This is a genomic window from Sporosarcina sp. FA15 (assembly GCF_051550195.1).
GTDB classification, from domain to species: Bacteria; Bacillota; Bacilli; order Bacillales_A; family Planococcaceae; genus Sporosarcina; species Sporosarcina psychrophila.
Genome location: NZ_CP188818.1, coordinates 2064071 through 2089100, shown reverse-complemented (window position 1 = coordinate 2089100; position 25030 = coordinate 2064071). Strand labels below are relative to the sequence as shown.

Sequence of the window (25030 nt, the reverse complement as noted above, 5' to 3'; positions counted from 1 at the left end):
CGGGGGTGAAAAATATGACTGATAAACTCAATCAAAAAGAAATGAAAGTAATTGTTTTTCAATTGTTAGATATGGAATATGCCATCAGTGTCGATATCGTTCAGTCAATCGAAAAAGTGCTTTCGATTACCCGGGTTCCCAAAACGCCAGCTTATGTTAAAGGAGTTATTAACCTTAGAGGGATCGTTACGCCAATTGTCGACTTACGTGAGCGGTTTGGTCTCGCATCAAAAGAGATGGATGATAGTACAAGAATAATAATTGTCACTTTAGATGAATATGATGTAGGGCTGATTGTAGATGCTGCGAATGATGTACTCGACATTCCAGTTAATGCAATCGAACCACAACCAGAAGTCGTCGGTACTATAGAGTCAGACTTCATATCCGGCGTCGCTAAAGTGGAAAAACATCTTCTTGTTATGCTGAATCTAGATAAAGTTCTTGAGCCCGTGAAGCGGGTGGCATCAGATGAATTCTGATAATAAAATTACGGACATGCATCTTGATGTCTTGAAAGAAGTGGGGAATATTGGAGCGGCACACGCGGCAACTTCATTGTCACAACTGCTTAACCGTAAAATTGATATGCATGTTCCGAATGTCAAACTAGTGTCATTTGATGAGATGTTTGACCTTGCCGGTGGTGCTGAAACAATAGTAGCTGGAATCTTCCTCCGGATTGAGGGAGATTTGTCCGGCAGTATGTTTTTTGTACTACCCGTGGAATCAGCAAATCACTTCATTAGAAGATTAATTGAGGACGAGACATTCGATTTTGCCTCTCCTAATCTTCTTGAAATAGGAGTTTCCGCCATGCAAGAACTTGGCAATATTCTTTCAGGTTCATATTTGTCCGCACTGTCCGATTTTACGGGCTTGAAAATTTATCCTACAGTACCTTCGTTAAGTGTCGACATGGTTGGTGCAATCGTCAGTTTCGGGCTTATTGAAATCTCTCATTATAGCGATGAAGTCATCGTTATTGACACGCAGATTCGTGAGGAAGGTGAGGAAGGAATTTCAAGTGTAAACGGTCACTTTTTCCTGCTTCCGGACCCCCCATCTTACGTTACTATTTTCCGTTCACTAGGTGTAATGTGAGATGATGATTTTGAAAGAGGTAATTCGGGTAGGAATCGCGGATATGAATATCGTCAAGGAACCGATGACAATTAGAACTTCAGGTCTGGGTTCATGTGTCGGAATTGTACTCTACGATGAGCGTAAAAAGATTGCGGGAATGGTACATATCATGCTTCCGGATTCCAGTCTTGGTAAATCGGATCGCATTAATGTCGCTAAGTTTGCGGATACCGGCATTTACGCGTTGATGGAATTGCTCAAGGCGGAAGGTGTCAGACCGATGGCTTTGAAGGCGAAAATTGCGGGTGGTTCACAAATGTTTCAATTCGGTTCAAGCGACACGATTCGCATTGGTCCGCGAAACGTTGAAGCCGTTAAACAAGAATTGAAACGATTGTCTATCCCAATTATTGCTGAAGACACAGGGGGCTCGAGCGGCCGTACAATTGAATTTAATCCTAGAGAATCAATGCTTAACATCCGAACAGTAAATTTAGGAACGAAGGAAATTTGAAGATAGAGCGGATGAATTCTTCCGCTGGATAATTAAGCATGGTGGCTGATTAGTTCAGTCGCCTTTTTTGCACCGAGAAACTATAAATCTCTTGGTCTATGGATAACCAGTGGAAAGTGCTAGTTTACGTCCAGTCCCCAGCGTCTAGAGGGCCGGTTCATAAAACACCTTTGAACAGGCACTTGCGCATTTTTTCTGTTTCTTTGCTATAATATGAGTAACTATGACGGAATCACCATGGAAAGTGAGGGATTCGATGTCGAAACAGGATTTGATGGAGGAAGCCGTATGTTGGGACCTGTGGATTCGTAATCGTGATCCCGAAGCAGGAGACATACTTGTCCGTAAGTACACGCCGCTTGTCAGCTATCATGTGCAACGGATTAGCTCTGGATTGCCCCGTAACGTTTCTCGTGACGACATAATGAGTCTAGGACTTCACGGTCTATTTGATGCGTTGACGAAATTCGATCCAGGCAGGGATTTAAAATTTGATACGTATGCATCTTTTCGTATCCGTGGCACCATTATCGATGGCTTGCGGAAAGAAGATTGGTTACCGCGTTCTTCTAGGGAAAAATCCAAAAAACAAGAAGAAGAAATTATGAAGCTTGAGCAAAAGCTGCAACGTCATGCTACACCAGAAGAAATTGCTGAGCACATGGGAATAAGTGTAGATCAGGTATATCAGACTGTCCATGAACATTATTTTTCAAACGTCCTTTCTATTGATGAGAAAGTCAATGACGATGACGATGAAGGACAAAAGTCGTTTATCATAAAGGATGAAGGTACAAAGACTCCTGAGCAGAAGACTATGATGACTGAATTGATTGGTGACTTGATTACTAAAATCAATGAACTAAATAAAAATGAACAGCTTGTATTGAGCTTTTTTTATACAGAAGAAATGACTCTTACAGAAATCGGTGAGATTTTAGGTTTATCTACGTCGCGTATTTCTCAAATTCACTCGAAAGCGCTATTCAAACTTCGCAAATTATTAGCAACTGAAATTGTTGATGGAGGGATCTTATGAGTTTGAAGGGGATTGAACTGCAAATTGCGATACCCAAGACCTTCGATGCGGGAAAAATCGCAGAACAAAAGCACCAACAAACCCAATTAAACTTAGATCATGCCAATTCACTTATGGAACGGCAAGCGTTAAAAGGCAAAGAAACTGTCTTGGAATCGGAAGAGGCAGCGAAGGCGGCGGCAGACGGACATCGACAGGAACATAATCAAGGAGAGTTGCAAAACGGAGACCACCAACAAAATGAAGAGGAAAAGAAGACGATACACCCCTATAAAGGTGCGTTTGTTGACTTTACAGGCTAATGACGATGATAACGATTTTTTTAGTGTTTCTATTCATCATACAAATAATAAGTTTTTACTTCCTAGCTTTGCTTTACACTAAAGTTACGAAGTTTGATGATCTCGAAAAAAAACAGCGCAAGCTTATGACTGAAATGGATAATTCGATTGTCGCATACTTGTCGGAGTTGAAAGACGAGAATGAGCGCTTAATTGAACAGCTTACAGTCCATGCTCAACAACCTGACTTCAAAAAAACAACTGTAAGTGCTTCACAAGAACCTGCGGCTTCTGAAGAAGTTCGGCCCGTAATACGTGCCAGCATACCTAAAATGCCAGTTAATCTTGCTCTCAAGTCTTATAAGTCAGCAGGACAGGCCACTGAGGAGTCTAAGGCGCCAGTTGAAGCCGAGGATGCAAGAACACAGGTAATTAGACTGTACGACGCGGGGCAGTCCATAGAAGAAATTGCTAAGCAACTAGGCAAAGGGCGTACAGAGATAGAGTTAATCTTGAAATTCAGATGAAGTATATATGTTAAACAAATGAATACCTATATAAACTAAACGAAGGTGCCTTACAAGGGCAGTCGACATGAATTTAATAGGATTCTTCAATATAAACTATGAAGGTTGCAATAAAGATAATCATATGGTATATTATCGAATGGTAATACTACACACGTGGACGGACGTCAGGAATGGTGCCGAGAGGTCGTTTTGGCGGATGAGGTGCACGGAGGGAATTAAACCAAAACAGGAGGAATACAAAATGTCAGTTATCTCAATGAAACAACTGCTTGAAGCCGGAGTACACTTCGGTCACCAAACACGCCGCTGGAACCCGAAAATGAAGAAATTCATCTTCGTGGAACGTAACGGAATCTACATCATCGATCTACAAAAAACGGTGAAAAAACTTGAAGAAGCTTACGCATTCATGCGTCAAGTTGGTGCTGATGGCGGTAAAGTTCTATTCGTCGGTACTAAAAAACAAGCACAAGATGCAATTAAAGAAGAAGCTGAACGCGCTGGAATGTATTATATTAACCAACGCTGGCTTGGTGGAACACTTACAAACTTTGGCACAATCCAAAAACGTGTTGCACGTATGAAACAAATCGAGAAAATGGAAGAAGACGGTACATTTGACGTACTTCCTAAAAAAGAAGTTGGACAACTTAAGAAACAACACGAACGTCTTGTGAAATTCCTTGGCGGAATCCGTGATATGAAAGCAATTCCGGATGTTATGTTCGTTGTTGACCCACGCAAAGAACGCATCGCGGTTGCTGAAGCAATCAAATTGAACATTCCACTAGTTGGAATCGTTGACACGAACTGTGATCCAGACGAAATTGACTACATCATTCCTGCGAATGATGATGCGATTCGCGCAGTACGTCTATTGACTAGCAAAATGGCTGATGCTTTGCTTGAATCAAGACAAGGCGAAGACGAAGAAGCGACTCAAGAAGAAACTGTAGCTGCAGAGTAAATCCAGTAAATGAAAAGACGATAAGCGGCTTATACCCTTATCGTCTTTTTTCGGAATTGATGGCATAAATAGGAGGAATGGAAAAAATGAAAATTACAGCGCAAATGGTTAAGGAATTACGGGAAAAAACAGGTACAGGTATGATGGACTGTAAAAAAGCGTTAACAGAAACAAACGGTGACATGGAAGCGGCAATTGATTTCCTACGTGAAAAAGGTCTTTCTAGTTCTGCTAAGAAAGCGGATCGTATTGCTGCAGACGGTACAACGTATATTCATGTTGACGGTAACGAAGCAATTATTCTTGAAGTGAACGCAGAAACTGATTTCGTAGCTAAAAATGAAGGTTTCCAAACACTTGTAAACGATCTTGCTGTACACCTTCTTGCTACAAAGCCTGCTACAGTCGAAGAGGCAGTTGCATCTACATTGCCAAACGGATTGTCAGTAGCGGATCATATTTCAAACACTGTTGCTAAAATTGGTGAGAAAATTACACTTCGTCGTTATGAAATTCGTACGAAAACAGATAACGATGCTTTCGGACCGTATTTGCACATGGGTGGACGAATCAGTGTTCTTACTATTGTTGAAGGTTCAACAGATTCAGATGCAGCAAAAGACGTTGCAATGCACATTGCAGCATTGAATCCGAAATACGTTTCACGTGACCAAGTTTCTGCTGAAGAAGTTGAGCACGAACGTAAAATCCTTACAGAACAAGCGCTTAACGAAGGTAAACCAGAAAACATCGTTGCGAAAATGGTTGAAGGCCGTATCGGTAAATACTTCGAAGATATTTGTGTACTTGATCAGGCATTTGTTAAAAATTCCGATCAAAAAGTTGGCGATTTCGTGAAATCAACTGGCGGTACATTGAAAGAATTTATCCGTTATGCAGTTGGTGAAGGTATTGAAAAACCTGAAGATAACTTCGCAGATGAAGTTATGAGCCAAGTTAAAGGTAACTGAGCCGTTATAGACTAACAAATGGGGAACACATGCGTGTGTTCCCCATTTTTCAAGAGCTAAGAAAGTATAAGTTTTTCAACATGGAACAGTGTCTAGCTCCAGGCGCCTAGGAGATTGGGGCATAAGCCAGTCCGGCTATGTGTGCAAAGAACGCCACGTCACCGGCCCATCTTATGCATGTCGTGGGCCTCTACAGGCTGCGTTCATTTATAATAGGCGCTTGTGCTTTTCTTAAGAAAAAAGAATAGATGGAGGATACAAATGAGCAATCCAAAATATAAACGTATCGTCTTGAAATTAAGCGGAGAAGCACTTGCTGGTGATCAAGGTTTCGGTCTATCGCCAGAAGTTATTAAAAACGTTGCAATACAAGTGAAAGAAGTTGTTGACCTAGATGTCGAAGTTGCCGTTGTTGTCGGAGGCGGAAATATTTGGCGCGGTAAAGTTGGCAGTGAAATGGGAATGGATCGTGCGACAGCAGATTACATGGGCATGCTCGCTACGGTTATGAATTCCCTTGCTCTACAAGATTCACTTGAGAAAATTGGCGTTGAAACTCGTGTCTCTTCTTCAATAGAAATGAGACAAGTTGCGGAACCATACATACGCCGCAAAGCAATCCGCCATCTTGAAAAGAAACGTGTCGTCATTTTTGCAGCAGGTACGGGGAATCCGTATTTCTCAACTGATACGACAGCAGCGCTCCGCGCAGCTGAAATTGAAGCGGACGTCATTCTTATGGCGAAAAACAATGTGGACGGCGTTTATTCAGCTGACCCGGCTAAAGATAAGAATGCAGTTAAATACTTAGAACTATCGTTTTTGGATGTCATTAACCAAGGGCTTGAAGTAATGGATTCAACGGCTTCAACTCTATGTATGGACAACGATATCCCACTCGTAGTATTCTCTATTATGGAAAATGGAAATATTAAGAGAGCCGTCCTAGGTGAATCGATCGGGACGGTCGTCAGGAGGAATTTATAATGGCTAACGAAGTAATGGATCAAGCGAAAGATCGTATGGAAAAAGCAATTGGTGGATATACGAGAGAACTAGCTTCTATTCGTGCAGGACGTGCAAGTGCTGCAATGCTGGACAGATTAACTGTTGAGTATTACGGTGCTCCTACTCCAATATCACAGATGGCTGGTATTTCAGTACCTGAGGCACGTCTGCTTGTCATTCAACCCTATGACAAGACAATACTTGCTGATATTGAAAAGGCAATCATGAAATCGGATATCGGAATTACACCTTCTAATGATGGTAGCGTTATCCGCCTTGCTGTTCCAGCATTGACAGAAGATCGCCGAAAAGAACTTGTGAAATCTGTGAAAAAAGAAGCAGAGGAAGCAAAAATAGCGATACGTAATGTTCGTCGTGATGCGAATGAAGATTTCAAGAAACTTGAAAAAAGTAGTTCAATTACTGAGGATGAACTACACCGTTATGGTGAAGAAATCCAAAAGTTGACGGATTCACAAATCGTGAGAATCGATGAAATTGCAAAAGATAAAGAAAACGAAATCATGGAAATCTGATAGAAGAACTTTCTATATTCCGAGACGTCCTTATTTCAGGACGTCTTTTTCTTTGCTTAGGAAATTATAAAGTTCTTGGCTTGTGGATAATTCGTGAAAGGTGCTATTCCACGTCGAGACACCAACGCCCCTGAACAGGCGTTTCCGCATTTGTTCTTTATGAACAGCAATAAAAAATGAAATTAACCGTCTAATTTGTTACGATAGAGTATGTACTTGCTCTGATAGTAGCTGAGTGGAGGAAACGATATGCTGGAAAAAATATTTGGGAAAAAAACTGTGGTGGCAGCTAGTTCAATTTCGGACCGAATGACAACTGTTAAAAGCAAGCATATCCCTGCCCACGTGGCGATTATTATGGATGGCAACGGCAGATGGGCGAAACGGCGTAATTTACCAAGAATTGCAGGTCATCATGAAGGGATGAAAAAGGTTCGTGTAATAACACGTATTGCAAATGACCTTGGTGTAAAAGTACTTACACTTTACGCCTTCTCAACGGAAAATTGGAAACGACCGAAACTAGAAATAGATTTCTTGATGAAACTTCCAGGAGAGTTTCTTAGTACCTACCTCCCCGAACTAATTGAGCAAAACGTGAAGGTTGAAATGATTGGAAACTTTGATATGTTGCCTGAACATACGAAAAAAGCAATTAGTAAAGCAATTGAAGAAACAAAGCACAATGACGGTTTAACATTGAACTTTGCCATGAATTACGGCAGCAGGCTTGAACTTGTCGAATCTGTCAAAGAAATTGTGGCACTGGTAGCGGACGGTTCAATTAATCCTGAAGATATTGATGAGTCACTCATTGGATCCCATTTAATGACCGCTCATTTACCGGAACCAGATTTACTGATCCGCACAAGCGGCGAAGTTAGGTTGTCCAATTTCATGCTATGGCAGCTCGCATATGCCGAGCTTTCTTTTACAGACGTGTTGTGGCCAGATTTTGATGAAATATGCATGCTGAATGCGATTGAAGAATTCCAATTGCGAAATAGACGTTTTGGTAGTGTAGAAGGGAATGGAGACGTTTGAAACAGAGGATACTAACGGCAATCGTTGCGCTTATCTTTTTCGTTCCACTAGTTGTAATAGGTGGGTTGCCCTTCACGATTGCAGTTTATGCAATTGCAACAATTGGGTTATATGAACTTTTACGGATGAGGGACATTCAATTAATTTCAATTGAAGGCATTTTGACTTGGGTTGCGCTTGCAATATTACTTATGCCTGCCAATTGGAGCAGCACCGTCTTCGAAATGGTTGGTTATACAAAAATCGAAATGACATTTGCTATTGTCCTTATGCTATTGATTTATACAGTTGTTGTTAAAAATCGATTTACGTTCGATCATGCAGCTTTTTCTGTTTTGGGTGTGTTGTATGTCGGAATTGGGTTTTATTATTTGATTGAAACGAGAATATTCGGAATCGAATATGTCGTATATGCTTTGATGGTAATTTGGGTTACGGATTCCGGTGCCTATTTCACAGGTAGAAAAATAGGTAAGCGTAAATTGTGGCCGGAGATCTCCCCGAACAAGACAGTGGAAGGTTTTGTAGGCGGTGTATTGTCAGCTGTTGTTTTTGCTTGCATCTTCCAAATCTACTTCCCTATTGCTTCTACATATATCATACTTATTGTTGTGACGATTATTGCATCGATTGTCGGGCAATTGGGCGACCTTGTCGAATCGGCACTAAAAAGGCATTATGAAGTGAAGGATTCAGGAAAGCTCCTGCCAGGTCATGGTGGGATTCTAGACAGGTTCGATAGTCTCCTTTTTGTACTGCCATTACTTCATTTTCTACACTTTGTAGGATAAGGGAAAGGGTGTCTACATGACGAAGAAAATAAGTCTACTAGGGGCTACAGGCTCCATCGGTATACAGACACTGGATATCATTGGTTCCAACCCCGATAAATTTAAGCTCGTATCTTTTTCAGCTGGTTTGAATATCGATAGTGTAAGGGAAATTGCTTCAGCGTATCATCCACAAATGATATCTGTAATAAGATGTGAAGATGCCGAAATGCTGAAAACGGAATTTCCCGCTATCGAATTTGTTTACGGAGATGAAGGCCTTGTTGAAGTTGCGGCACGTACGGGTGCTGATATATTGCTTAATGCCGTCATCGGCAGTGTTGGACTTAAACCAACACTTGAAGCAATCCGCGCTGGGATAACTATTGCTATTGCCAATAAGGAAACACTTGTCGCAGCAGGAGAAATCGTTATGAGCGAAGCCCGTAAATACGGTGTTCCGATTTTACCCGTGGATAGTGAGCATTCAGCACTTTTCCAAGCGTTGAACGGTGAAGATCCGAAACGTATTTCTAGGCTCATTTTGACGGCTTCAGGCGGAAGTTTCAGGGATCTTACCCGGGCAGAACTTTCAAACGTGACGCTTGAACAAGCTCTTGCGCATCCTAATTGGTCAATGGGCAATAAATTAACAATCGACTCGGCTACCATGTTGAACAAGGGGCTTGAAGTGATTGAGGCACATCATCTTTTTGCAATGCCTTATGAAAAAATTGATTGTTTGCTTCATAAGGAAAGTATCATCCATTCGATGATCGAGTTCGAAGACACAAGTGTCATGGCGCAACTTGGTTCACCAGATATGCGCGTACCTATCCAATATGCTTTGACCTATCCAGATCGGATTCCGATGCAAAACGCGAAACCGCTTCGTCTCGAAGAAATTGGAATGTTGCATTTCGAGAAAATGGATCTAGTTCGTTTTAAGGCGTTGGGACTTGCATATGCTGCTGGTAAAGAAGGTGGTACAATGCCAGCTGCCATGAATGCTGCAAATGAAGTGGCTGTAGCGTTGTTTATGAATGGTCGTATTCCATTTGTGCAAATTGAAGACATCATTGAACGGGTAATGGAGGCGCATCGAACAATTCTAACTCCGAGTCTTGAAGCAATTTTGGAAACAGATTCGCTTACTCGAAAAATGGTGTATGCTATGGTAGAATGAGTTTTTTAGAAACGGCCAAAGAGGTCAGTGAAGGTGGTTTTTCATGGAAACCGTTATTTCGTTTATAATCGTATTCGGTACTTTGGTCTTTTTTCATGAACTAGGACATTTCTTGTTTGCGAAAAAGGCTGGAATCATGGTGCGTGAATTCGCAATAGGATTCGGCCCTAAAATTATTGGTATTCAAAAAGGTGAAACGTTATATACAGTTAGACTTCTGCCGCTTGGTGGTTATGTCCGGATGGCAGGGGAAGACTTTGATACGGTTGCATTACAGGCTGGTTATCGTGTAGGTCTATTAATTAATGCTGCGAATGAAGTTGAAAAGATTTACTTGAACCGCAATGTTGCGAATCCTGACGTTCTATTCCTTGAAACCGAGTCATCTGATTTGGAAAAGGAACTATTCATCGAAGGCTATGATGAAGAAGGGCAGCTTGTCCGTTACAATGTATCTAGAAAAGCGGTTATCTATGAGAAGGGGCAGAAAACACTTATTGCCCCGTATGATCGCCAATTCGAATCGAAGTCTCTCGGCGGCCGAGCAATGACTATCTTTGCAGGTCCATTGTTTAACTTTATTCTGGCGTTTTTCATATTCCTTACGATCGGACTGTTACAAGGTGTACCGACATATGAACCCGTTATTACAAACGTGGTTAGCGGTGATCCTGCACAGGTTGCTGGTATGAAAGATGGAGACTTCGTTAAAGTGGTCGATGGCAAACCCATCGAAACATGGCAGGAGTTTGCTGAAATCATTCAAAATAGTCCCGGTATACTGCTCCAGCTTGAAGTGGATCGTAACGGTGATTCGGTGATGATGGATGTTGTACCAAAGACACTTGAAGAAAAAGGTAAAGAATACGGCCAGATTGGCGTGAAGTATACAAGCCCAGTAGTGAAAGGTCCGTTAAAAGCAGTTCAGTATGGGGTAGAAGAAACAATTGTATGGTTTAAAAGAATTGCCGAATTACTCGGAATGCTCGTAACAGGTCAATTGTCATTCGACGCCTTATCAGGTCCTGTAGGTATTTACCAAGCTACTGGGGAAGTGGCGCAGCACGGTATATATAGTCTCATGAACTGGGCGGCAATTTTAAGCATTAACCTGGGGATTATGAACTTGTTGCCATTGCCAGCACTTGACGGCGGAAGGTTATTATTCTTCCTGTTTGAAGCAATTCGTGGTAAGCCAATCGCCAAACAAAAAGAAGGAATGGTCCATTTTGTAGGGATTGTTCTGCTGATGTTACTTATGCTTATAGTAACCTGGAATGATATACAGCGCTTTTTCTTTTAAAGAAAAGCGCAAGGCGCCGTTTAGCCCCGACAAGCGCTGTAGGGCCAGTCGGAAAAGGCGTCCTTTGCCTTTATCGACTGGCTCGAAGCGACTCGAGGGGTTGGCGCCTGAAGTCTAGACAAGAAAAGCGCAAGGCGCCGTTTAGCCCCGACAAGCGCTGTAGGGCCAGTCGGAAAAGGCGTCCTTTGCCTTTATCGACTGGCTCGAAGCGACTCGAGGGGTTGGCGCCTGAAGTCTAGACAAGAAAAGCGCAAGGCGCCGTTTAGCCCCGACAAGCGCTGTAGGGCCAGTCGGAAAAGGCGTCCTTTGCCTTTATCGACTGGCTCGAAGCGACTCGAGGGGCTGGCGCCTGGAGTCTAGACAAGAAAAGCGCAAGGCGCCGTTTAACCCCGACAAGCGCTGTAGGGCCTGTCGGCAAAGGTGTCCTTTGCCTTTATCGACAGGACCGATGCAACTTGGCTTAGGTCGGCACGTATCTCTGAGCGCCGTAGCGAATTAAATGGGATTCTTTATATTGACCTATATACCAAGGAATTCCAAAAACAATACTTAAGGTGGGAACATAGATGAAACAATCGCGAACATTCATACCTACGATGCGTGAAGTACCTTCTGATGCCGATGTAAAATCACATCAATTACTTTTACGCGCAGGTTTTATCCGACAAAATACAAGTGGAATTTATTCATTCCTACCTTTGGGAAAGAAAGTACTTCAAAAAGTCGAGACAATTATCCGTGAAGAGATGGAAGCAATCGAAGCTGTAGAAGTATTTATGCCTGCTATGCAACAAGCGGAACTGTGGCAGGAAACTGGCAGATGGTACTCATATGGTCCTGAGCTATTCAGAATGACTGATCGGCATAAAAGGGAATTCGCCCTCGGTGCGACTCATGAAGAAGTAATTACTTCACTTGTTCGCGATGAAGTGAAATCTTATAAGAAGCTACCACTGACAATGTTCCAAATACAGACGAAGTTCAGGGATGAACAGCGTCCACGTTTCGGACTTCTGCGAGGACGCGAATTCATCATGAAAGATGCGTATTCCTTCCATGCGACGGAAGAAAGTCTTGATGAGAAATACCAGGAAATGATGCAAGCCTATACGAATATCTTTACAAGGCTTGGGCTTGATTTCCGTGCAGTTATGGCAGACGGTGGATCAATCGGTGGTACAGATACACATGAATTCATGGCGCTGTCTGACATTGGTGAAGATACAATTGCATATAGTGATTCTTCTTCTTATGCAGCTAACATTGAAATGGCTGAAGTGAATGTCAACTATGAAAAACTGGATGAAGCATTGCGGGAAGTAGAAAAAGTCGCAACGCCTGATCAAAAAACAATCAGCGAAGTTGCTTCATACCTGAATGTCGATGCAACTCGTCTTATTAAGACACTTATCTTCAAAGCAGATGATGAGCTAATCGCAGTCCTTTGTCGTGGAGATCATGAAATCAATGATATTAAGTTGAAAAATGTACTTGGTGCCTCAGAAGTTGAGTTCGCAGCTGAAGGTGATGTTACTGAGCTTCTTTCTTGTGGGGTTGGTTCAATCGGGCCAGTTAAACTTCCTCTTGATCTTAAAGTGATTGCAGATCACTCAGTCGCATCAATCGTCAACGGTGTATGCGGAGCAAACGAAGACGGTTTCCATTTGACAAATGTCAATCCAGAACGTGATTTTGCTGTGGATCGCTATGAAGATCTTCGTTTCATCCTCGAAGGAGACGCGTCTCCGGATGGCAAGGGTACCATTAAGTTTGCCAAAGGAATTGAACTTGGACATATATTCAAATTAGGTACGACATATAGTGAACCGATGGGCGGAACATTCCTTGATGAAAACGGCAGATCGAAACCGTACATCATGGGCTGTTATGGCATTGGCGTATCACGTATACTTGCAGCTGTCGCGGAACAGTTCAATGATGAGTACGGATTGAAATGGCCGAAGAAGATTGCGCCATTTGATGTCCATCTAATTGCCGTAAATCTTAAAGATGAAAGTCAGAAAGAATTGGCTGACGAATTATATAGTGTTCTAAAATCTTACAGATATGATGTCCTGTATGATGATCGTCCTGAACGTGCAGGCGTTAAATTCGCAGATTCAGATTTAATTGGTCTACCGATTCGCATTACAATCGGGAAAAGAGCTTCAGAAGGAATTGTCGAAATCAAATTCAGACAAACCGGGGAAACTGCTGAATGGCAAAAAGAAGAACTAACTGAAAAGTTACAAGCATTTTTCACAGCTGAATAACTATTGAGAAGGGAAGGCCGCATGTCGGTACTTCCCTTCTTTTTCGAAAGATTAAGAAAGAATGTGTTTTTTGACCTAGAACAGTGTCTAGCTCCAGGCGCCAGCCGCTCGGTCATAAGCAATCCAGCTATGTGGCAAAGAGCGCCACGTCCCTGGATCGACTTATGCCTGTCGCGTCCAGACGGCGCCTTGCGCTTTTCTTACTGATGAAGGATTGGAGAGGCTTATGGACGCTATAAATAAACTATATATCTTGCTGCAACAAATCGAGATGACAGATGATCAATATGTCATTCACTTTGAACATGCGGAACTTAACCGTGTGAACATTCACCGAAAATCAAGAGTGTGGCAATTTAATTTAACGCTCGACAAGCCATTACCAGTAGATGTCTATACAGTGTTTTCGCAACGTATCAATAAAACATTTGCGGCAATTGCGAGGGTTAAGCTTCATATTACATCCAGAAACCAGGAAGTAGATGGGCAATTACTAACGGATTATTGGCCATTTATCATCGAAGAGTTGAGTGATATGTCTCCGCCAATCAGAGAACTTCTTATTGGACAAAAGCCGGTCATGACGGGTGGTAAAATGACGCTTTCTTGTACGAATGATTTGGAACTACAAATGATGAAAGGCAAATATGCTGGACTCATCACGGATGTGTATACATCATTCGGATTTCCGCGGCCTGTCGTCGATTTCAAATTGACAGATGAAGATAGCGGAGCGGAAGCTGCCCGTGAAGCATTTATGGCGCAACGGCTAGCGGAAGAGGAAGCGTATGGTAAAAAAGCGCTTGAAGATTTAAAACTAAGGGAAACATCCCAGAAAGAAAGTGGCACTGTATCTGGACCATTCCGTCTCGGAACGCCAATTAAACCAGATGAGCCTATGCTCGAAATTCAGCAAATTCAGGACGAAGAACGTCGCGTGACAATAGAAGGCTATGTGTTTGATACGGATGTTCGTGAACTGCGGAGTGGACGCTCACTGTTGACGATTAAAGTAACAGATTACACGGATTCAATTCTTGTTAAAATGTTCTCGCGTGATAACGAAGATGCGGAAATGATGAAGGCGCTGAAAAAAGGGACATGGATTCGAGCCCGCGGCGGTATCCAAAACGATACGTTCGTACGGGATCTTATTATGATGGCTCAAGACGTTATGGAAGTGTCTCCTATTATCAGACAAGACAAGGCGCCGAAGGACCGAAAACGGATTGAACTGCATGCACACACGACGATGAGTCAGATGGATGCCGTTGTATCTGCATCTGCACTTGTTGAACAAGCGGCGAAATGGGGACACCCCGCAATCGCAATTACAGATCACGCGAACGTTCAATCATTTCCAGAGGCGTATAACGCTGGGAAAAAACATGGTGTGAAAGTCATTTTCGGACTAGAAGCAAATCTAGTTGATGACGGAGTGCCTATCGTTTTTGATGAACAGCATAGAAAGCTTGAAGATGATTCATTTGTTGTATTTGACGTTGAGACGACAGGGCTTTCAGCAGTGTATGACAGAATCATCGAGCTGGCTGCAGTCAGAGTGAAAAATGGTGAGATTATTGAGACGTTCGAAAGATTCTCAAATCCGCATCATCCGCTATCATCGACAACGACCAGATTGACGGGAATTACCGACGAAATGGTAAAAAATGCACCGGAAATTGAGGATGTCACGAAAGATTTCGTCGAATTTATTGGCGATTCGATTCTTGTTGCTCATAATGCGAAATTCGATATGGGCTTCTTTTATCAAGCATGTAAAAAGGCGGACTTGGAAGCCGCGGCCTATCCGGTTATCGATACGCTCGAACTGGCCCGCTTCTTGTACCCAGAAATGGGTAATCACAGGCTTGGTACGTTAGCGAAAAAGTTCGGAATCGAACTGACTCAGGCTCACCGAGCAATCTATGATACCGAAGCGACTGCACATCTGTTCCTTCGTTTGTTAAAAGATGCGGAAAGCAAAGGCATCGAATACTTGGATGACTTTAACCGCCATATTGGTGAAGGTGACGTCTACAAACGGTCCCGTCCATCGCATTGTACACTTTTAGCGGTGGATGATGAAGGATTGAAAAACCTGTTCAAACTTGTTTCGTACTCACATATGGATTATTTCTACCGTATTCCGCGTATTCCGCGTTCATTGCTAGTTAAATACCGTAAAGGGCTGCTTGTTGGCTCTGGTTGTGATAAAGGTGAAGTGTTCGAGGGGCTTATGCAGAAACCGATGGAAGAAGTAGAGGAAATTGCGAAGTTTTATGATTACCTTGAAGTCCATCCCAAACCAGTTTATTCGCATTTGCTTGAACTTGAATTGATTCGCGATGAGTGGAATATGGAAGACATAATGCGGAAACTAATCAAGCTTGGAAAAAAGGTTGGTTTACCCGTTTGTGCAACTGGAAATGTCCATTACATTGATGAAACGGATGCAACATTCCGCCAAGTACTTGTCAGATCACAAGGTGGAGCCAATCCGATGAACAGGCATTCGCTACCGGCGGTCCAATTCCGGACGACGGATGAGATGCTGGAAGAGTTTGCGTTTCTAGGTCAAGAAGTCGCGGAAGAAATAGTCATCGACAACCCGCATGCAATTTTAGAAAGAATCGGTAACGTAAAGCCAATCAAAGATGATCTTTATACCCCTACAATCGAAGGTGCGGATGAAGAAGTACGTGAACTGACGTATTCAATGGCGCACGGAATCTATGGTGAGCAATTGCCGGAAATCATCGAAGCACGTATTGAAAAAGAACTAAAATCGATTATTGGTCACGGCTTTGCGGTTATCTACCTTATTTCGCATAAACTCGTGAAGAAATCGCTAGATGAAGGGTATCTGGTTGGGTCTCGGGGGTCTGTCGGTTCGTCGCTTGTTGCTACGATGATGGAAATCACCGAAGTAAATCCAATGCCGCCACATTATATTTGTCCGACCTGTAAGGTAGCCGAGTTTTTCGATGATGGATCTGTCAGTTCTGGCTACGATCTTCCAGACAAAATGTGCCCAACATGCGAAACGCCATTCAAAAAAGATGGTCAGGATATCCCGTTTGAAACTTTCCTTGGATTTAATGGGGATAAAGTTCCCGATATTGACCTCAACTTCAGTGGTGATTATCAAGCACATGCTCATAATTATACGAAGGAACTGTTCGGTGAAGATTTTGTTTATCGTGCAGGGACGATTGGAACAGTCGCTGAGAAGACCGCCTATGGCTATGTACGCGGCTATATGAATGATAATAATTTGAACTTCCGTGGCGCTGAAATTGATCGACTGGTACAAGGTTGTTCAGGCGTTAAAAGGAATACGGGGCAGCATCCCGGTGGAATTATCGTTGTTCCGGATGATATGGATATATTCGATTTTACACCCATTCAGTTTCCGGCGAATGATTTGAATTCGAGTTGGAAGACGACTCATTTTGACTTCCATTCCATTGACAATAACTTGTTGAAACTCGATATTCTTGGTCATGATGATCCGACAATGATTAAAATGTTGCAGGATTTATCCGGCATTGATCCACTTACGATTCCACCGGATGATAAAGGCGTCATGGAATTATTCAGCGGTACAACTTCGCTTGGCGTCACTCCGGAGCAAATCGGTTGTAAGACGGGTACGCTTGGTGTGCCTGAGTTTGGGACAAGATTCGTACGGCAGATGCTTGAAGAAACGAAGCCATCGACGTTTTCGGAACTGATTCAAATTTCCGGATTGTCTCATGGTACGGACGTTTGGCTCGGCAACGCCCAGGAATTGATTCAGAACAAAACTTGCGAATTGAAAGACGTTATTGGTTGTCGTGATGATATTATGGTGTACCTGATCTATCAAGGGCTAGATCCGTCGATGGCCTTTCAGATTATGGAATTTGTCCGTAAAGGCCGCGGGTTGACACCGGAGTTTGAAGCGGAAATGAAAGCTCAAAGCGTACCTAACTGGTACATTGAATCTTGTAAAAAGATTAAATACATGTTCCCGAAAGCACACGCAGCTGCCTATGTATTGATGGCGCTACGCATCGCATACTTCAAAGTGCATCATCCAATTCTGTACTATGCAACATACTTCACAATACGGGCAACGGACTTCGATCTACTGACGATGACGAAGGGGTCTGCGTCGGTTAGAGCGCAAGTTAAAGAGATTAATGCAAAAGGGCTTGATGCAACGCCGAAAGAAAAGAGCTTGCTCACGGTACTTGAAATTGCGCTGGAAATGTGGGAGCGCGGTATTTCATTGGCAAGACCAGATTTGTATAAATCCGACGCAACAACATTCCTTATTGAAGGCGATACACTGATTCCGCCATTTAATTCAGTTCCTTCTCTTGGAACGAACGTTGCGAATTCAATTGTTGAAGCAAGGAAAGACGGAGAATTTCTTTCGAAAGAAGATTTCCAACAGCGCGGCCGTGTTTCGAAGACAATTGTCGAGTATATGGACGCATTAGGTTGTTTGGAAGGTATGCCTGATGCGAATCAGCTGTCCCTCTTCTAGGATTTTTGCTGGGTTTTTCGAAATACAATATGTAGCGTTGTTTAACATCTATTGTATAATCCCCGCAAAGGAAGCTGGAATTATGCAAACAAACCGAACTCTTCTTGTTCGGTTTGTTTGCACCAGCAAATATCGTATGGTATGATGGGAACAACTTTTGTAATAGTCTTGCGCAAAAAGAGTGGGATTTCCCGCTCTTTTCTGTTGTTCTGTACTGTTTTTTAATTTTATTTGGTAGAAGTTCAGGCTTTCATCAAATAAAGTTAGAGCCTCCGGCGGATGCCACAGATTTTGTAGTGAATTAAATCTACCTAATCTTGGCGCAAATACGCCGAGGCGTATTTGATTAATATTTCGGGAGGGCTAAGATGAGTAATATTACGGAAGAAGTCGCAAAAATCGCCGGTCCAATTGTAGAGGAACTAGAATTGGAACTTGTCGATGTAGAGTTCGTTAAAGAAGGAAGAGACTGGTTTTTACGGGTCTATATTGATACACCTAACGGAAGCATCGATATTGATCAGTGCTCTCAAGTTAGTGAAAAGTTGAGTGAAGAGCTTGACCGTACTGATCCAATTCCGCAAAACTACTTTCTTGAAGTGTCTTCACCAGGCGCAGAGCGTCCGTTGAAGAAGGAAGAAGATTTTCAAAAAGCGATTGGACAGTTCGTATTCATTAAAACGTACGAAGCCATTAAAGATATGAAAGAGTTCGAAGGTTATTTATTGGCATATGGTCCTGAAGGCGCTGAAGTTGAAATGCGCATTAAGACTAGAAAAATAAAAGTTGTAATCGAACTGGATAAAATCGCACTTGCCCGTTTGGCAATCGACTTTTCCGCATAATTGAATAGTAGGAGTGATTAACATGAGTAGTGATCTACTCGATGCATTGACAGCCTTAGAAAAGCAAAAAGGTATTTCTAGGGACGTATTAGTGGAAGCAATCGAAGCGGCACTTGTAACCGCATATAAACGCAATTTTAATCAGGCACAAAATGTGCGCGTTGACTTGAACCTTGATAAAGGAACAATGAAAGTTTATTCAAGAAAAGACGTTGTCGAAGAAGTCGAAGATGAGCGTCTACAAATCAGTCTTGAAGATGCACATAAAATCAACCCATCTTATGAACTTGAAGATGTTGTTGAAGAAGAAGTGACGCCACGCGACTTTGGTCGTGTTGCAGCACAAACTGCGAAGCAAGTTGTTACGCAGCGTGTGAGGGAAGCGGAACGTGGCATCATCTATGAAGAGTACGTCGATAGGGAAGATGATATCGTCAACGGTATTGTTGAACGCCTTGACGCACGAAATTTGTATGTTGGTCTTGGGAAAGTCGAAGCTGTTTTACCAGTAGGGGAACAGATCCCGACAGAAAAGTATCAACCCCATGATCGTATCAAAGTCTATATTACAAAAGTTGAACGTACATCACGTGGTCCGCAAGTGTTCGTATCAAGAACACATCCAGGACTTCTTCGCAGACTGTTTGAAGTTGAGGTTCCTGAAATCTTTGAAGGTATCGTTGAAATCAAATCGATTGCACGAGAAGCGGGAGATCGTTCTAAAATTTCAGTTCATACGAATAATGATGCAGTAGATCCGGTTGGTTCATGTGTAGGCGCAAGAGGTGCACGGGTTCAATCGATTTCAAATGAACTAAATGGCGAGAAAATCGATATCGTCGAATGGTCAGAGGATCCAGCTATATTCGTAGCAAATGCACTGAGTCCTTCAAAAGTAATTGACGTTCAGGTAAATGAAGAAGATCGATCGACAACGGTTGTTGTACCTGACTATCAATTGTCACTTGCTATCGGGAAACGTGGTCAAAACGCTAGACTTGCTGCCAAGATGACTGGTTGGAAAATCGACATTAAGAGCGAAACGGATGCACGCGAACTTGGGATTTATCCGTCAGCCACTAGTGCGTTAATCATAGAACAAGTCCAGTTGGATGGGGACGCGAACGAAAGCGACCCGTACTTCGTTGAAGATGAAGTAACAGAAGACGTTGGAACTGAAACAATCGATCTGTATACGGATACGGAAAACGAAGACTGAGAGGAAAGGTTGAGCACACATGACAAACATGAAAAAAATTCCTTTGCGTAAATGTGCGGCGACAGGCAATATGTTTCCCAAAAAGGAAATGATTCGCATCGTCCGCCCGAAAGAAGGGGAAGTTTCAGTCGATCTCACTGGCAAGAAATCAGGCCGCGGGACATATGTGTCAAAATCCGAAGAAGCAGTTGAATCCGCGCGCCGTAACAGATCGATTGAAAGTCAACTTGGAACGGCCGTACCTGAACAGGTATTTGAGGATCTTCTCCACGCGATCCGCCGGGAGGCATTAAAATGACAGATCCGAAAAAGATTTATCAAATGCTTGGCATGGCGGCGCGGGCAAGAATGCTTATTATGGGTGAAGATTTGGTTGTTCGGGAAATTCGTGCCGGCAAAGCACGTCTTGTAATTATTTCAGAAGACGCATCTAAAAATACATTGAAGAAATTAACTGATAAAAGTGCATTTTACAACGTTGAGAAGCATGTTTTCGGGACTCGAGAAGAGCTTGGACATGCAGTTGGAAAAGAGTCGCGAGTGGTGCTTGCGCTAACGGACAGCGGTTTTGCTAAAAAGGTGTCCGGGCTACTCAACGAATATAACCGGGGGTGGACTAATGACGAAAATACGAGTACACGAATACGCGAAACAAGTGAATCGGACGAGTAAAGAAGTTATTGATGAGCTTGGAAAGATAAATGTAAGTGTTACAAATCATATGTCGACATTAGATAATGATTCGATTACAAAGCTGAATAGTAAATTCAGTGGCAATGTCACTAAACCAAGTGCGCCAAAAGTAGAAACGAAGGGTGCTGAACAAAAAATGGCTCCAAAACCATCACAAGGTTCGACAGGCGGCAATCGCCCAGCGCAAGGCTCAACAGGCGGCAATCGCCCATCACAAGGCTCAACAGGCGGCAATCGCCCATCACAAAGCTCAACAGGCGGCAACCGTCCATCACAAAGCTCAACAGGTGGCAACCGCCCATCACAAAGCTCAACAGGTGGCAATCGCCCATCACAAAGCTCAACAGGTGGCAACCGTCCAGCACAAAGTTCAACAGGTGGCAACCGTCCATCACAAAGCTCAACAGGTGGCAATCGCCCATCACAAAGCTCAACAGGTGGCAACCGTCCAGCACAAAGTTCAACAGGCGGCAACCGTCCAGCGCAAAGCTCAACGGGTAGCAATCGCCCAGCGCAAGGTTCAACAGGTGGCAACCGTCCAGCACAAGGCGCACCAAGTGGACAAGGCGGACGCCCAGGTGGCGGAGGTCCAAGTCGTCCAGGTGGCGGTCGCGGTGGACGTCCACCGGCACGTGGTATAAACCAAGGGCGTAGAAGATATCGTCCAGCGAACCCGATTCCAAAAGTGGAAAAACCGTTACCGGAAAAAATCACTTTCTACGAATCACTGTCAGTTGCTGAACTAGCGAACAAACTAGGCCGGGAACCGTCTGGAATCATCAAAAAACTCTTCATGCTTGGTATCATGGCTACAATCAACCAAGAATTGGACAAAGATGCGATTGAACTCATCTGCGCAGATTATGAAGTTGAAGTAGAAGAAGAAATTCGTATCGATGTAACTGATCTTGAAACGTACTTTGAGGAGCATGAAGAAACAGCTATTGCTTCAATTGAACGTCCTCCAGTCGTTACAATCATGGGGCATGTTGACCACGGTAAAACGACACTTCTAGACTCGATTCGTAATACGAAAGTTACACAAGGCGAAGCGGGCGGTATCACACAGCATATTGGTGCCTACCAAATCGAAGAAAAGGGCAAGAAAATAACATTCCTTGATACACCAGGTCACGCGGCGTTCACAACGATGCGTGCACGCGGTGCGAAAGTGACTGATATTACGATTCTTGTTGTAGCAGCGGATGATGGTGTTATGCCACAAACAATCGAAGCAATCAACCATGCGAAAGCGGCTGAAGTTCCGATTATCGTTGCAGTGAATAAGATGGATAAGCCTTCTGCAAATCCAGACCGTGTTATGCAAGAATTAACAGACCAAGGACTTGTTGCTGAAGCATGGGGCGGAGATGCAATTTTCGTACCAATCTCAGCATTAAAAGGCGAAGGAATTGACCAGTTGATTGAAATGGTTCTTCTTGTTGCCGAAGTCGCTGAACTAAAAGCTGATCCAAACATCCGCGCACGCGGAAGTGTTATTGAAGCTTCTCTTGATAAAGGTCGCGGTGCTGTTGCAACGCTTCTTGTACAAGACGGAACGCTTCGTGTAGGTGATCCAATCGTAGTTGGTAACACATATGGTCGTGTACGTGCGATGGTAAGTGACATTGGACGCCGCGTGAAAGAAGCTGGCCCATCTACACCGATTGAAATTACTGGGTTAAGCGATGTACCTCAAGCTGGAGATCGTTTTGTTGTCTTTGAAGACGAGAAAACAGCACGCCAAATCGGGGAAACTAGAGCTGGTGAAGCGCTGCAAGATCAACGCGTTGAGAAAACACGTGTAACACTTGATAACTTGTTTGATCATATGAAACAAGGCGAAATCAAAGAATTGAACTTAATCGTAAAAGCAGACGTACAAGGTACGGTTGAAGCGATGGCATCTTCTCTTATGAAAATTGAAGTTGAAGGCGTCAACGTTAAAATCATCCACACAGGTGCTGGCGCGATTAATGAATCTGATATTTCACTTGCTGCTGCATCAAATGCTATCGTTATTGGATTCAACGTTCGTCCAGATGTCAACGCGAAACGCGCGGCTGAAGAAGAAGGCGTTGAAATCAGACAACACCGTGTCATCTATAAAGTGATTGAAGAAATCGAATTGGCAATGAAGGGTATGCTTGACCCTGAATACGAAGAAAAAGTTATCGGCCAAGTTGAAGTACGCGAAACAATTAAAGTGTCTAAAATCGGAACGATTGCGGGAAGCTATGTGACGAGCGGTAAGATTACTCGTGATTCAAGCGTTCGTATCGTTCGCGACAACATCGTCATCTTCGAAGGCGAAATAGATACATTGAAACGCTTTAAAGACGATGCAAAAGAAGTAGCAAAAGGCTATGAATGTGGAATTACAATCAAAAACTTTGACGATATACATGTAGACGACGTTATCGAAGCCTTCATCATGGAAGAAATTAAACGAGTATGATTGTCTATGCGGAATGTTCATTCTTCATTCCGGAGGCGGCTTCATTGAAAGAGAAGCGGTCTGTTTTAAAACGGATGACGGACAGAGTCAAAAATGACTATAATGTCTCCATCTCAGAACTAGATCATCAGGATCTGTGGCAACGAACAACAATCGCTCTTGTTGCTGTTGCCTCATCAAAAGATGCAGCTGAGCGTGAGGTGAGGCGGGCAATCCGACTATTGGAGTCAAATCCAGAATGGGAATTGTCCAACTTAACGCTCGACTATTATTAAAACGGGATTGGGGTGACCATCCATGACAATGCGTGCTAATCGTGTTGCAGAGCAGATGAAAAAAGAGCTTGGTGAAATCATCGGTCAAAAAATTAAAGATCCACGAATCGGTTTTGTTACAGTAACTGATGTCGAGGTGACTGGTGATCTTCAACATGCAACGATTTACATTTCTGTTCTTGGAAAAGATTCGGAAAAAAAGGATACGCTAAGAGGGCTGAATCAGGCGAAAGGATATATTCGTACTGAAATCGGCCAACGAATCAGGCTTCGGATAACACCTGAACTTAAGTTCGAATACGATACTTCCGTTGCATACGGAACTCGAATCGAATCACTTCTTAAACAGGTGAAAAACGAAGACAATGAAGTAGAAAAAGAGTAGGGTGCCGCTAAGATGCGACGGGCATAAAGCGGGCCAGCGTCGCGGGGTACTATCCGCAGAGCTGGACTGATTTATGACCCTAGCATCTGGTACCTGGAGACTAACCAGTAACAAAAAGGAGGAAGTCGGTGTCCACAAGGACTTTCCGGCTTCCTCCTTTTTACATATAGTAAGAATTGTGAAGGTGGTGGCGTGTATGAATGGAATACTTCCCCTGTGGAAGGAAAAAGGAATGACTTCGCATGATTGTGTATTCAAGTTGCGGAAGATTCTCGGTACGAAAAAAGTGGGACATACCGGTACACTTGATCCAAGCGTAGAGGGCGTATTGCCGATTTGTCTAGGACAGGCAACAAAGGTCGCTGAATATATAACAGATTCTGGCAAAGAATATATTGCGGTTGTATCCATTGGGACTGCAACTGAAACGGAAGATGCGGATGGAGCAGTCGTAGCTTCGGATTTATCACCGAAACATATCACTCGAACGGAAATTGAAGCAGCGCTCGCCAAATTGACAGGCGAAATCGTCCAAATTCCACCGATGTATTCTGCTGTAAAAGTGAATGGTAAAAAGTTATATGAATATGCTCGAAAAGGCATTGAAGTTGAAAGGCCTGAACGGAAAGTGTTCATTCGTGAAATCGAATTGTTGGATCCTGTACAATGGTATGAAGGTGAAACAGTTTCATTCCGCATCCGAGTTGCTTGCGGCAAAGGAACGTACATCCGCACGCTTGCAGTCCAAATAGGGGAGCTACTGGGTTTCCCGGCGCATATGGCCGCATTAGTCCGTACATCGTCAGGAACGTACGTGCAGGACGATTGCCGTACATTGGATGAAGTGAGGGCTCTTCAAGAAGAAGGGCAAATAGCCTCGATACTTCGTCCGCTTGAAGATGCACTAAGTGATTTTACTGCGATTGAAATCCCTGAGGAGCTTCTGGAGAAAGTAGAAAATGGACAAGTGTTGCCGGAGCATCCACTGCTGGACACGGAAGAGGCACTCGTGTTTATGAATGAAGGCAAGGCACTTGCAGTATACAGGAAGCATCCTACCAAGCTTGGTCTTATGAAGCCTGAAAAGATGTTTCCATTGAACAGGTAAGG

At 43.2% G+C, this 25030-nt stretch carries 24 protein-coding genes; all 24 read left to right on the top strand.

The window, feature by feature from the left end:
- Positions 1-14 precede the first annotated feature (14 nt).
- Entirely contained in the window at positions 15-482 is a 468-nt protein-coding gene (locus tag ACP8HG_RS10065) for a chemotaxis protein CheW (protein WP_067211196.1), read from the top strand.
- A complete protein-coding gene (locus ACP8HG_RS10060; RefSeq protein WP_338655890.1) occupies positions 472-1104 on the top strand; it encodes a chemotaxis protein CheC in 633 nt (210 codons plus the stop codon). Before ACP8HG_RS10065 ends, ACP8HG_RS10060 begins: the two co-directional genes overlap by 11 nt.
- 1 nt (position 1105) lies before the next feature.
- Complete coding sequence (locus ACP8HG_RS10055) at positions 1106-1600, top strand: chemotaxis protein CheD (protein WP_438298580.1); 495 nt, start codon at positions 1106-1108, stop codon at positions 1598-1600.
- Between the two features lie 256 nt (positions 1601-1856).
- Complete coding sequence (locus ACP8HG_RS10050; protein ID WP_438298642.1) at positions 1857-2639, top strand: FliA/WhiG family RNA polymerase sigma factor; 783 nt, start codon at positions 1857-1859, stop codon at positions 2637-2639.
- Positions 2636-2941, top strand: coding sequence for an RNA polymerase subunit sigma (locus tag ACP8HG_RS10045; protein ID WP_187045381.1), 306 nt, complete (start codon positions 2636-2638; stop codon positions 2939-2941). The genes ACP8HG_RS10050 and ACP8HG_RS10045 overlap by 4 nt, the downstream gene beginning before the upstream one ends.
- Positions 2942-2946: 5 nt before the next feature.
- Positions 2947-3447: a DUF6115 domain-containing protein gene (locus ACP8HG_RS10040; RefSeq protein WP_187045380.1), complete on the top strand. Its 501-nt coding sequence runs from the start codon at positions 2947-2949 to the stop codon at positions 3445-3447.
- Positions 3448-3691: 244 nt separating this feature from the next.
- Positions 3692-4417 carry a 30S ribosomal protein S2 gene (gene rpsB / locus ACP8HG_RS10035; protein ID WP_067211184.1) on the top strand — a complete coding sequence of 242 codons (726 nt, stop codon included), beginning with the start codon at positions 3692-3694 and terminating at the stop codon, positions 4415-4417.
- A gap of 86 nt (positions 4418-4503) precedes the next feature.
- The gene (tsf, locus tag ACP8HG_RS10030; RefSeq protein WP_067211181.1) at positions 4504-5388 is read left to right on the top strand and encodes a translation elongation factor Ts; all 885 of its coding nucleotides are present in this window, start codon (positions 4504-4506) and stop codon (positions 5386-5388) included.
- A gap of 261 nt (positions 5389-5649) precedes the next feature.
- Positions 5650-6375: a UMP kinase gene (gene pyrH / locus ACP8HG_RS10025; protein WP_067211178.1), complete on the top strand. Its 726-nt coding sequence runs from the start codon at positions 5650-5652 to the stop codon at positions 6373-6375.
- The gene (frr, locus tag ACP8HG_RS10020; protein WP_067211177.1) at positions 6375-6932 is read left to right on the top strand and encodes a ribosome recycling factor; all 558 of its coding nucleotides are present in this window, start codon (positions 6375-6377) and stop codon (positions 6930-6932) included. Before pyrH ends, frr begins: the two co-directional genes overlap by 1 nt.
- Before the next feature lie 249 nt (positions 6933-7181).
- Positions 7182-7976: an isoprenyl transferase gene (locus tag ACP8HG_RS10015; protein ID WP_187045379.1), complete on the top strand. Its 795-nt coding sequence runs from the start codon at positions 7182-7184 to the stop codon at positions 7974-7976.
- Complete coding sequence (locus ACP8HG_RS10010) at positions 7973-8767, top strand: phosphatidate cytidylyltransferase (protein ID WP_340767462.1); 795 nt, start codon at positions 7973-7975, stop codon at positions 8765-8767. The genes ACP8HG_RS10015 and ACP8HG_RS10010 overlap by 4 nt, the downstream gene beginning before the upstream one ends.
- 16 nt (positions 8768-8783) lie before the next feature.
- Positions 8784-9932 (top strand): 1-deoxy-D-xylulose-5-phosphate reductoisomerase, encoded by a 1149-nt coding sequence (locus tag ACP8HG_RS10005; RefSeq protein WP_340767463.1) that lies wholly within the window; start codon positions 8784-8786, stop codon positions 9930-9932.
- A 43-nt stretch (positions 9933-9975) separates the two neighbouring features.
- Positions 9976-11235, top strand: a complete 1260-nt coding sequence (rseP, locus tag ACP8HG_RS10000) for an RIP metalloprotease RseP (protein WP_438298579.1) — start codon at positions 9976-9978, stop codon at positions 11233-11235.
- Positions 11236-11801: 566 nt separating this feature from the next.
- Positions 11802-13508: a proline--tRNA ligase gene (locus tag ACP8HG_RS09995; protein ID WP_067211165.1), complete on the top strand. Its 1707-nt coding sequence runs from the start codon at positions 11802-11804 to the stop codon at positions 13506-13508.
- A gap of 214 nt (positions 13509-13722) precedes the next feature.
- Positions 13723-18045 carry a PolC-type DNA polymerase III gene (locus ACP8HG_RS09990; protein ID WP_370569894.1) on the top strand — a complete coding sequence of 1441 codons (4323 nt, stop codon included), beginning with the start codon at positions 13723-13725 and terminating at the stop codon, positions 18043-18045.
- A 368-nt stretch (positions 18046-18413) separates the two neighbouring features.
- Positions 18414-18890, top strand: a complete 477-nt coding sequence (gene rimP, locus ACP8HG_RS09985) for a ribosome maturation factor RimP (RefSeq protein ID WP_067211160.1) — start codon at positions 18414-18416, stop codon at positions 18888-18890.
- A 22-nt stretch (positions 18891-18912) separates the two neighbouring features.
- Complete coding sequence (nusA, locus tag ACP8HG_RS09980; protein ID WP_187045374.1) at positions 18913-20109, top strand: transcription termination factor NusA; 1197 nt, start codon at positions 18913-18915, stop codon at positions 20107-20109.
- 19 nt (positions 20110-20128) lie between these two features.
- Positions 20129-20407, top strand: a complete 279-nt coding sequence (gene rnpM, locus ACP8HG_RS09975) for an RNase P modulator RnpM (protein ID WP_067211155.1) — start codon at positions 20129-20131, stop codon at positions 20405-20407.
- Complete coding sequence (locus ACP8HG_RS09970) at positions 20404-20781, top strand: YlxQ family RNA-binding protein (protein WP_067211153.1); 378 nt, start codon at positions 20404-20406, stop codon at positions 20779-20781. Before rnpM ends, ACP8HG_RS09970 begins: the two co-directional genes overlap by 4 nt.
- Complete coding sequence (gene infB, locus ACP8HG_RS09965) at positions 20729-23260, top strand: translation initiation factor IF-2 (RefSeq protein ID WP_438298578.1); 2532 nt, start codon at positions 20729-20731, stop codon at positions 23258-23260. The genes ACP8HG_RS09970 and infB overlap by 53 nt, the downstream gene beginning before the upstream one ends.
- Complete coding sequence (locus tag ACP8HG_RS09960; RefSeq protein WP_067211147.1) at positions 23257-23535, top strand: DUF503 domain-containing protein; 279 nt, start codon at positions 23257-23259, stop codon at positions 23533-23535. Before infB ends, ACP8HG_RS09960 begins: the two co-directional genes overlap by 4 nt.
- A gap of 22 nt (positions 23536-23557) precedes the next feature.
- Positions 23558-23920: a 30S ribosome-binding factor RbfA gene (gene rbfA / locus ACP8HG_RS09955; protein ID WP_067211145.1), complete on the top strand. Its 363-nt coding sequence runs from the start codon at positions 23558-23560 to the stop codon at positions 23918-23920.
- Between the two features lie 196 nt (positions 23921-24116).
- Positions 24117-25028 (top strand): tRNA pseudouridine(55) synthase TruB, encoded by a 912-nt coding sequence (gene truB, locus ACP8HG_RS09950; protein ID WP_340740388.1) that lies wholly within the window; start codon positions 24117-24119, stop codon positions 25026-25028.
- Positions 25029-25030: the final 2 nt, after the last annotated feature.

Bases quoted from the DNA above. Each gene is read 5' to 3' on its own strand.
- ACP8HG_RS10065 (WP_067211196.1), top strand. From the start codon at position 15: ATGACTGATAAACTCAATCAAAAAGAAATGAAAGTAATTGTTTTTCAA.
- rnpM (WP_067211155.1), top strand. From the start codon at position 20,129: ATGACAAACATGAAAAAAATTCCTTTGCGTAAATGTGCGGCGACAGGC.
- rpsB (WP_067211184.1), top strand. From the start codon at position 3,692: ATGTCAGTTATCTCAATGAAACAACTGCTTGAAGCCGGAGTACACTTC.
- nusA (WP_187045374.1), top strand. From the start codon at position 18,913: ATGAGTAGTGATCTACTCGATGCATTGACAGCCTTAGAAAAGCAAAAA.
- ACP8HG_RS10040 (WP_187045380.1), top strand. From the start codon at position 2,947: ATGATAACGATTTTTTTAGTGTTTCTATTCATCATACAAATAATAAGT.
- tsf (WP_067211181.1), top strand. From the start codon at position 4,504: ATGAAAATTACAGCGCAAATGGTTAAGGAATTACGGGAAAAAACAGGT.
- ACP8HG_RS09995 (WP_067211165.1), top strand. From the start codon at position 11,802: ATGAAACAATCGCGAACATTCATACCTACGATGCGTGAAGTACCTTCT.
- infB (WP_438298578.1), top strand. From the start codon at position 20,729: ATGACGAAAATACGAGTACACGAATACGCGAAACAAGTGAATCGGACG.
- frr (WP_067211177.1), top strand. From the start codon at position 6,375: ATGGCTAACGAAGTAATGGATCAAGCGAAAGATCGTATGGAAAAAGCA.
- ACP8HG_RS10015 (WP_187045379.1), top strand. From the start codon at position 7,182: ATGCTGGAAAAAATATTTGGGAAAAAAACTGTGGTGGCAGCTAGTTCA.
- rseP (WP_438298579.1), top strand. From the start codon at position 9,976: ATGGAAACCGTTATTTCGTTTATAATCGTATTCGGTACTTTGGTCTTT.
- rbfA (WP_067211145.1), top strand. From the start codon at position 23,558: ATGACAATGCGTGCTAATCGTGTTGCAGAGCAGATGAAAAAAGAGCTT.
- ACP8HG_RS10045 (WP_187045381.1), top strand. From the start codon at position 2,636: ATGAGTTTGAAGGGGATTGAACTGCAAATTGCGATACCCAAGACCTTC.
- ACP8HG_RS10055 (WP_438298580.1), top strand. From the start codon at position 1,106: ATGATGATTTTGAAAGAGGTAATTCGGGTAGGAATCGCGGATATGAAT.
- pyrH (WP_067211178.1), top strand. From the start codon at position 5,650: ATGAGCAATCCAAAATATAAACGTATCGTCTTGAAATTAAGCGGAGAA.
- ACP8HG_RS09970 (WP_067211153.1), top strand. From the start codon at position 20,404: ATGACAGATCCGAAAAAGATTTATCAAATGCTTGGCATGGCGGCGCGG.
- truB (WP_340740388.1), top strand. From the start codon at position 24,117: ATGAATGGAATACTTCCCCTGTGGAAGGAAAAAGGAATGACTTCGCAT.
- ACP8HG_RS10060 (WP_338655890.1), top strand. From the start codon at position 472: ATGAATTCTGATAATAAAATTACGGACATGCATCTTGATGTCTTGAAA.
- rimP (WP_067211160.1), top strand. From the start codon at position 18,414: ATGAGTAATATTACGGAAGAAGTCGCAAAAATCGCCGGTCCAATTGTA.
- ACP8HG_RS10005 (WP_340767463.1), top strand. From the start codon at position 8,784: ATGACGAAGAAAATAAGTCTACTAGGGGCTACAGGCTCCATCGGTATA.
- ACP8HG_RS09960 (WP_067211147.1), top strand. From the start codon at position 23,257: ATGATTGTCTATGCGGAATGTTCATTCTTCATTCCGGAGGCGGCTTCA.
- ACP8HG_RS10050 (WP_438298642.1), top strand. From the start codon at position 1,857: ATGTCGAAACAGGATTTGATGGAGGAAGCCGTATGTTGGGACCTGTGG.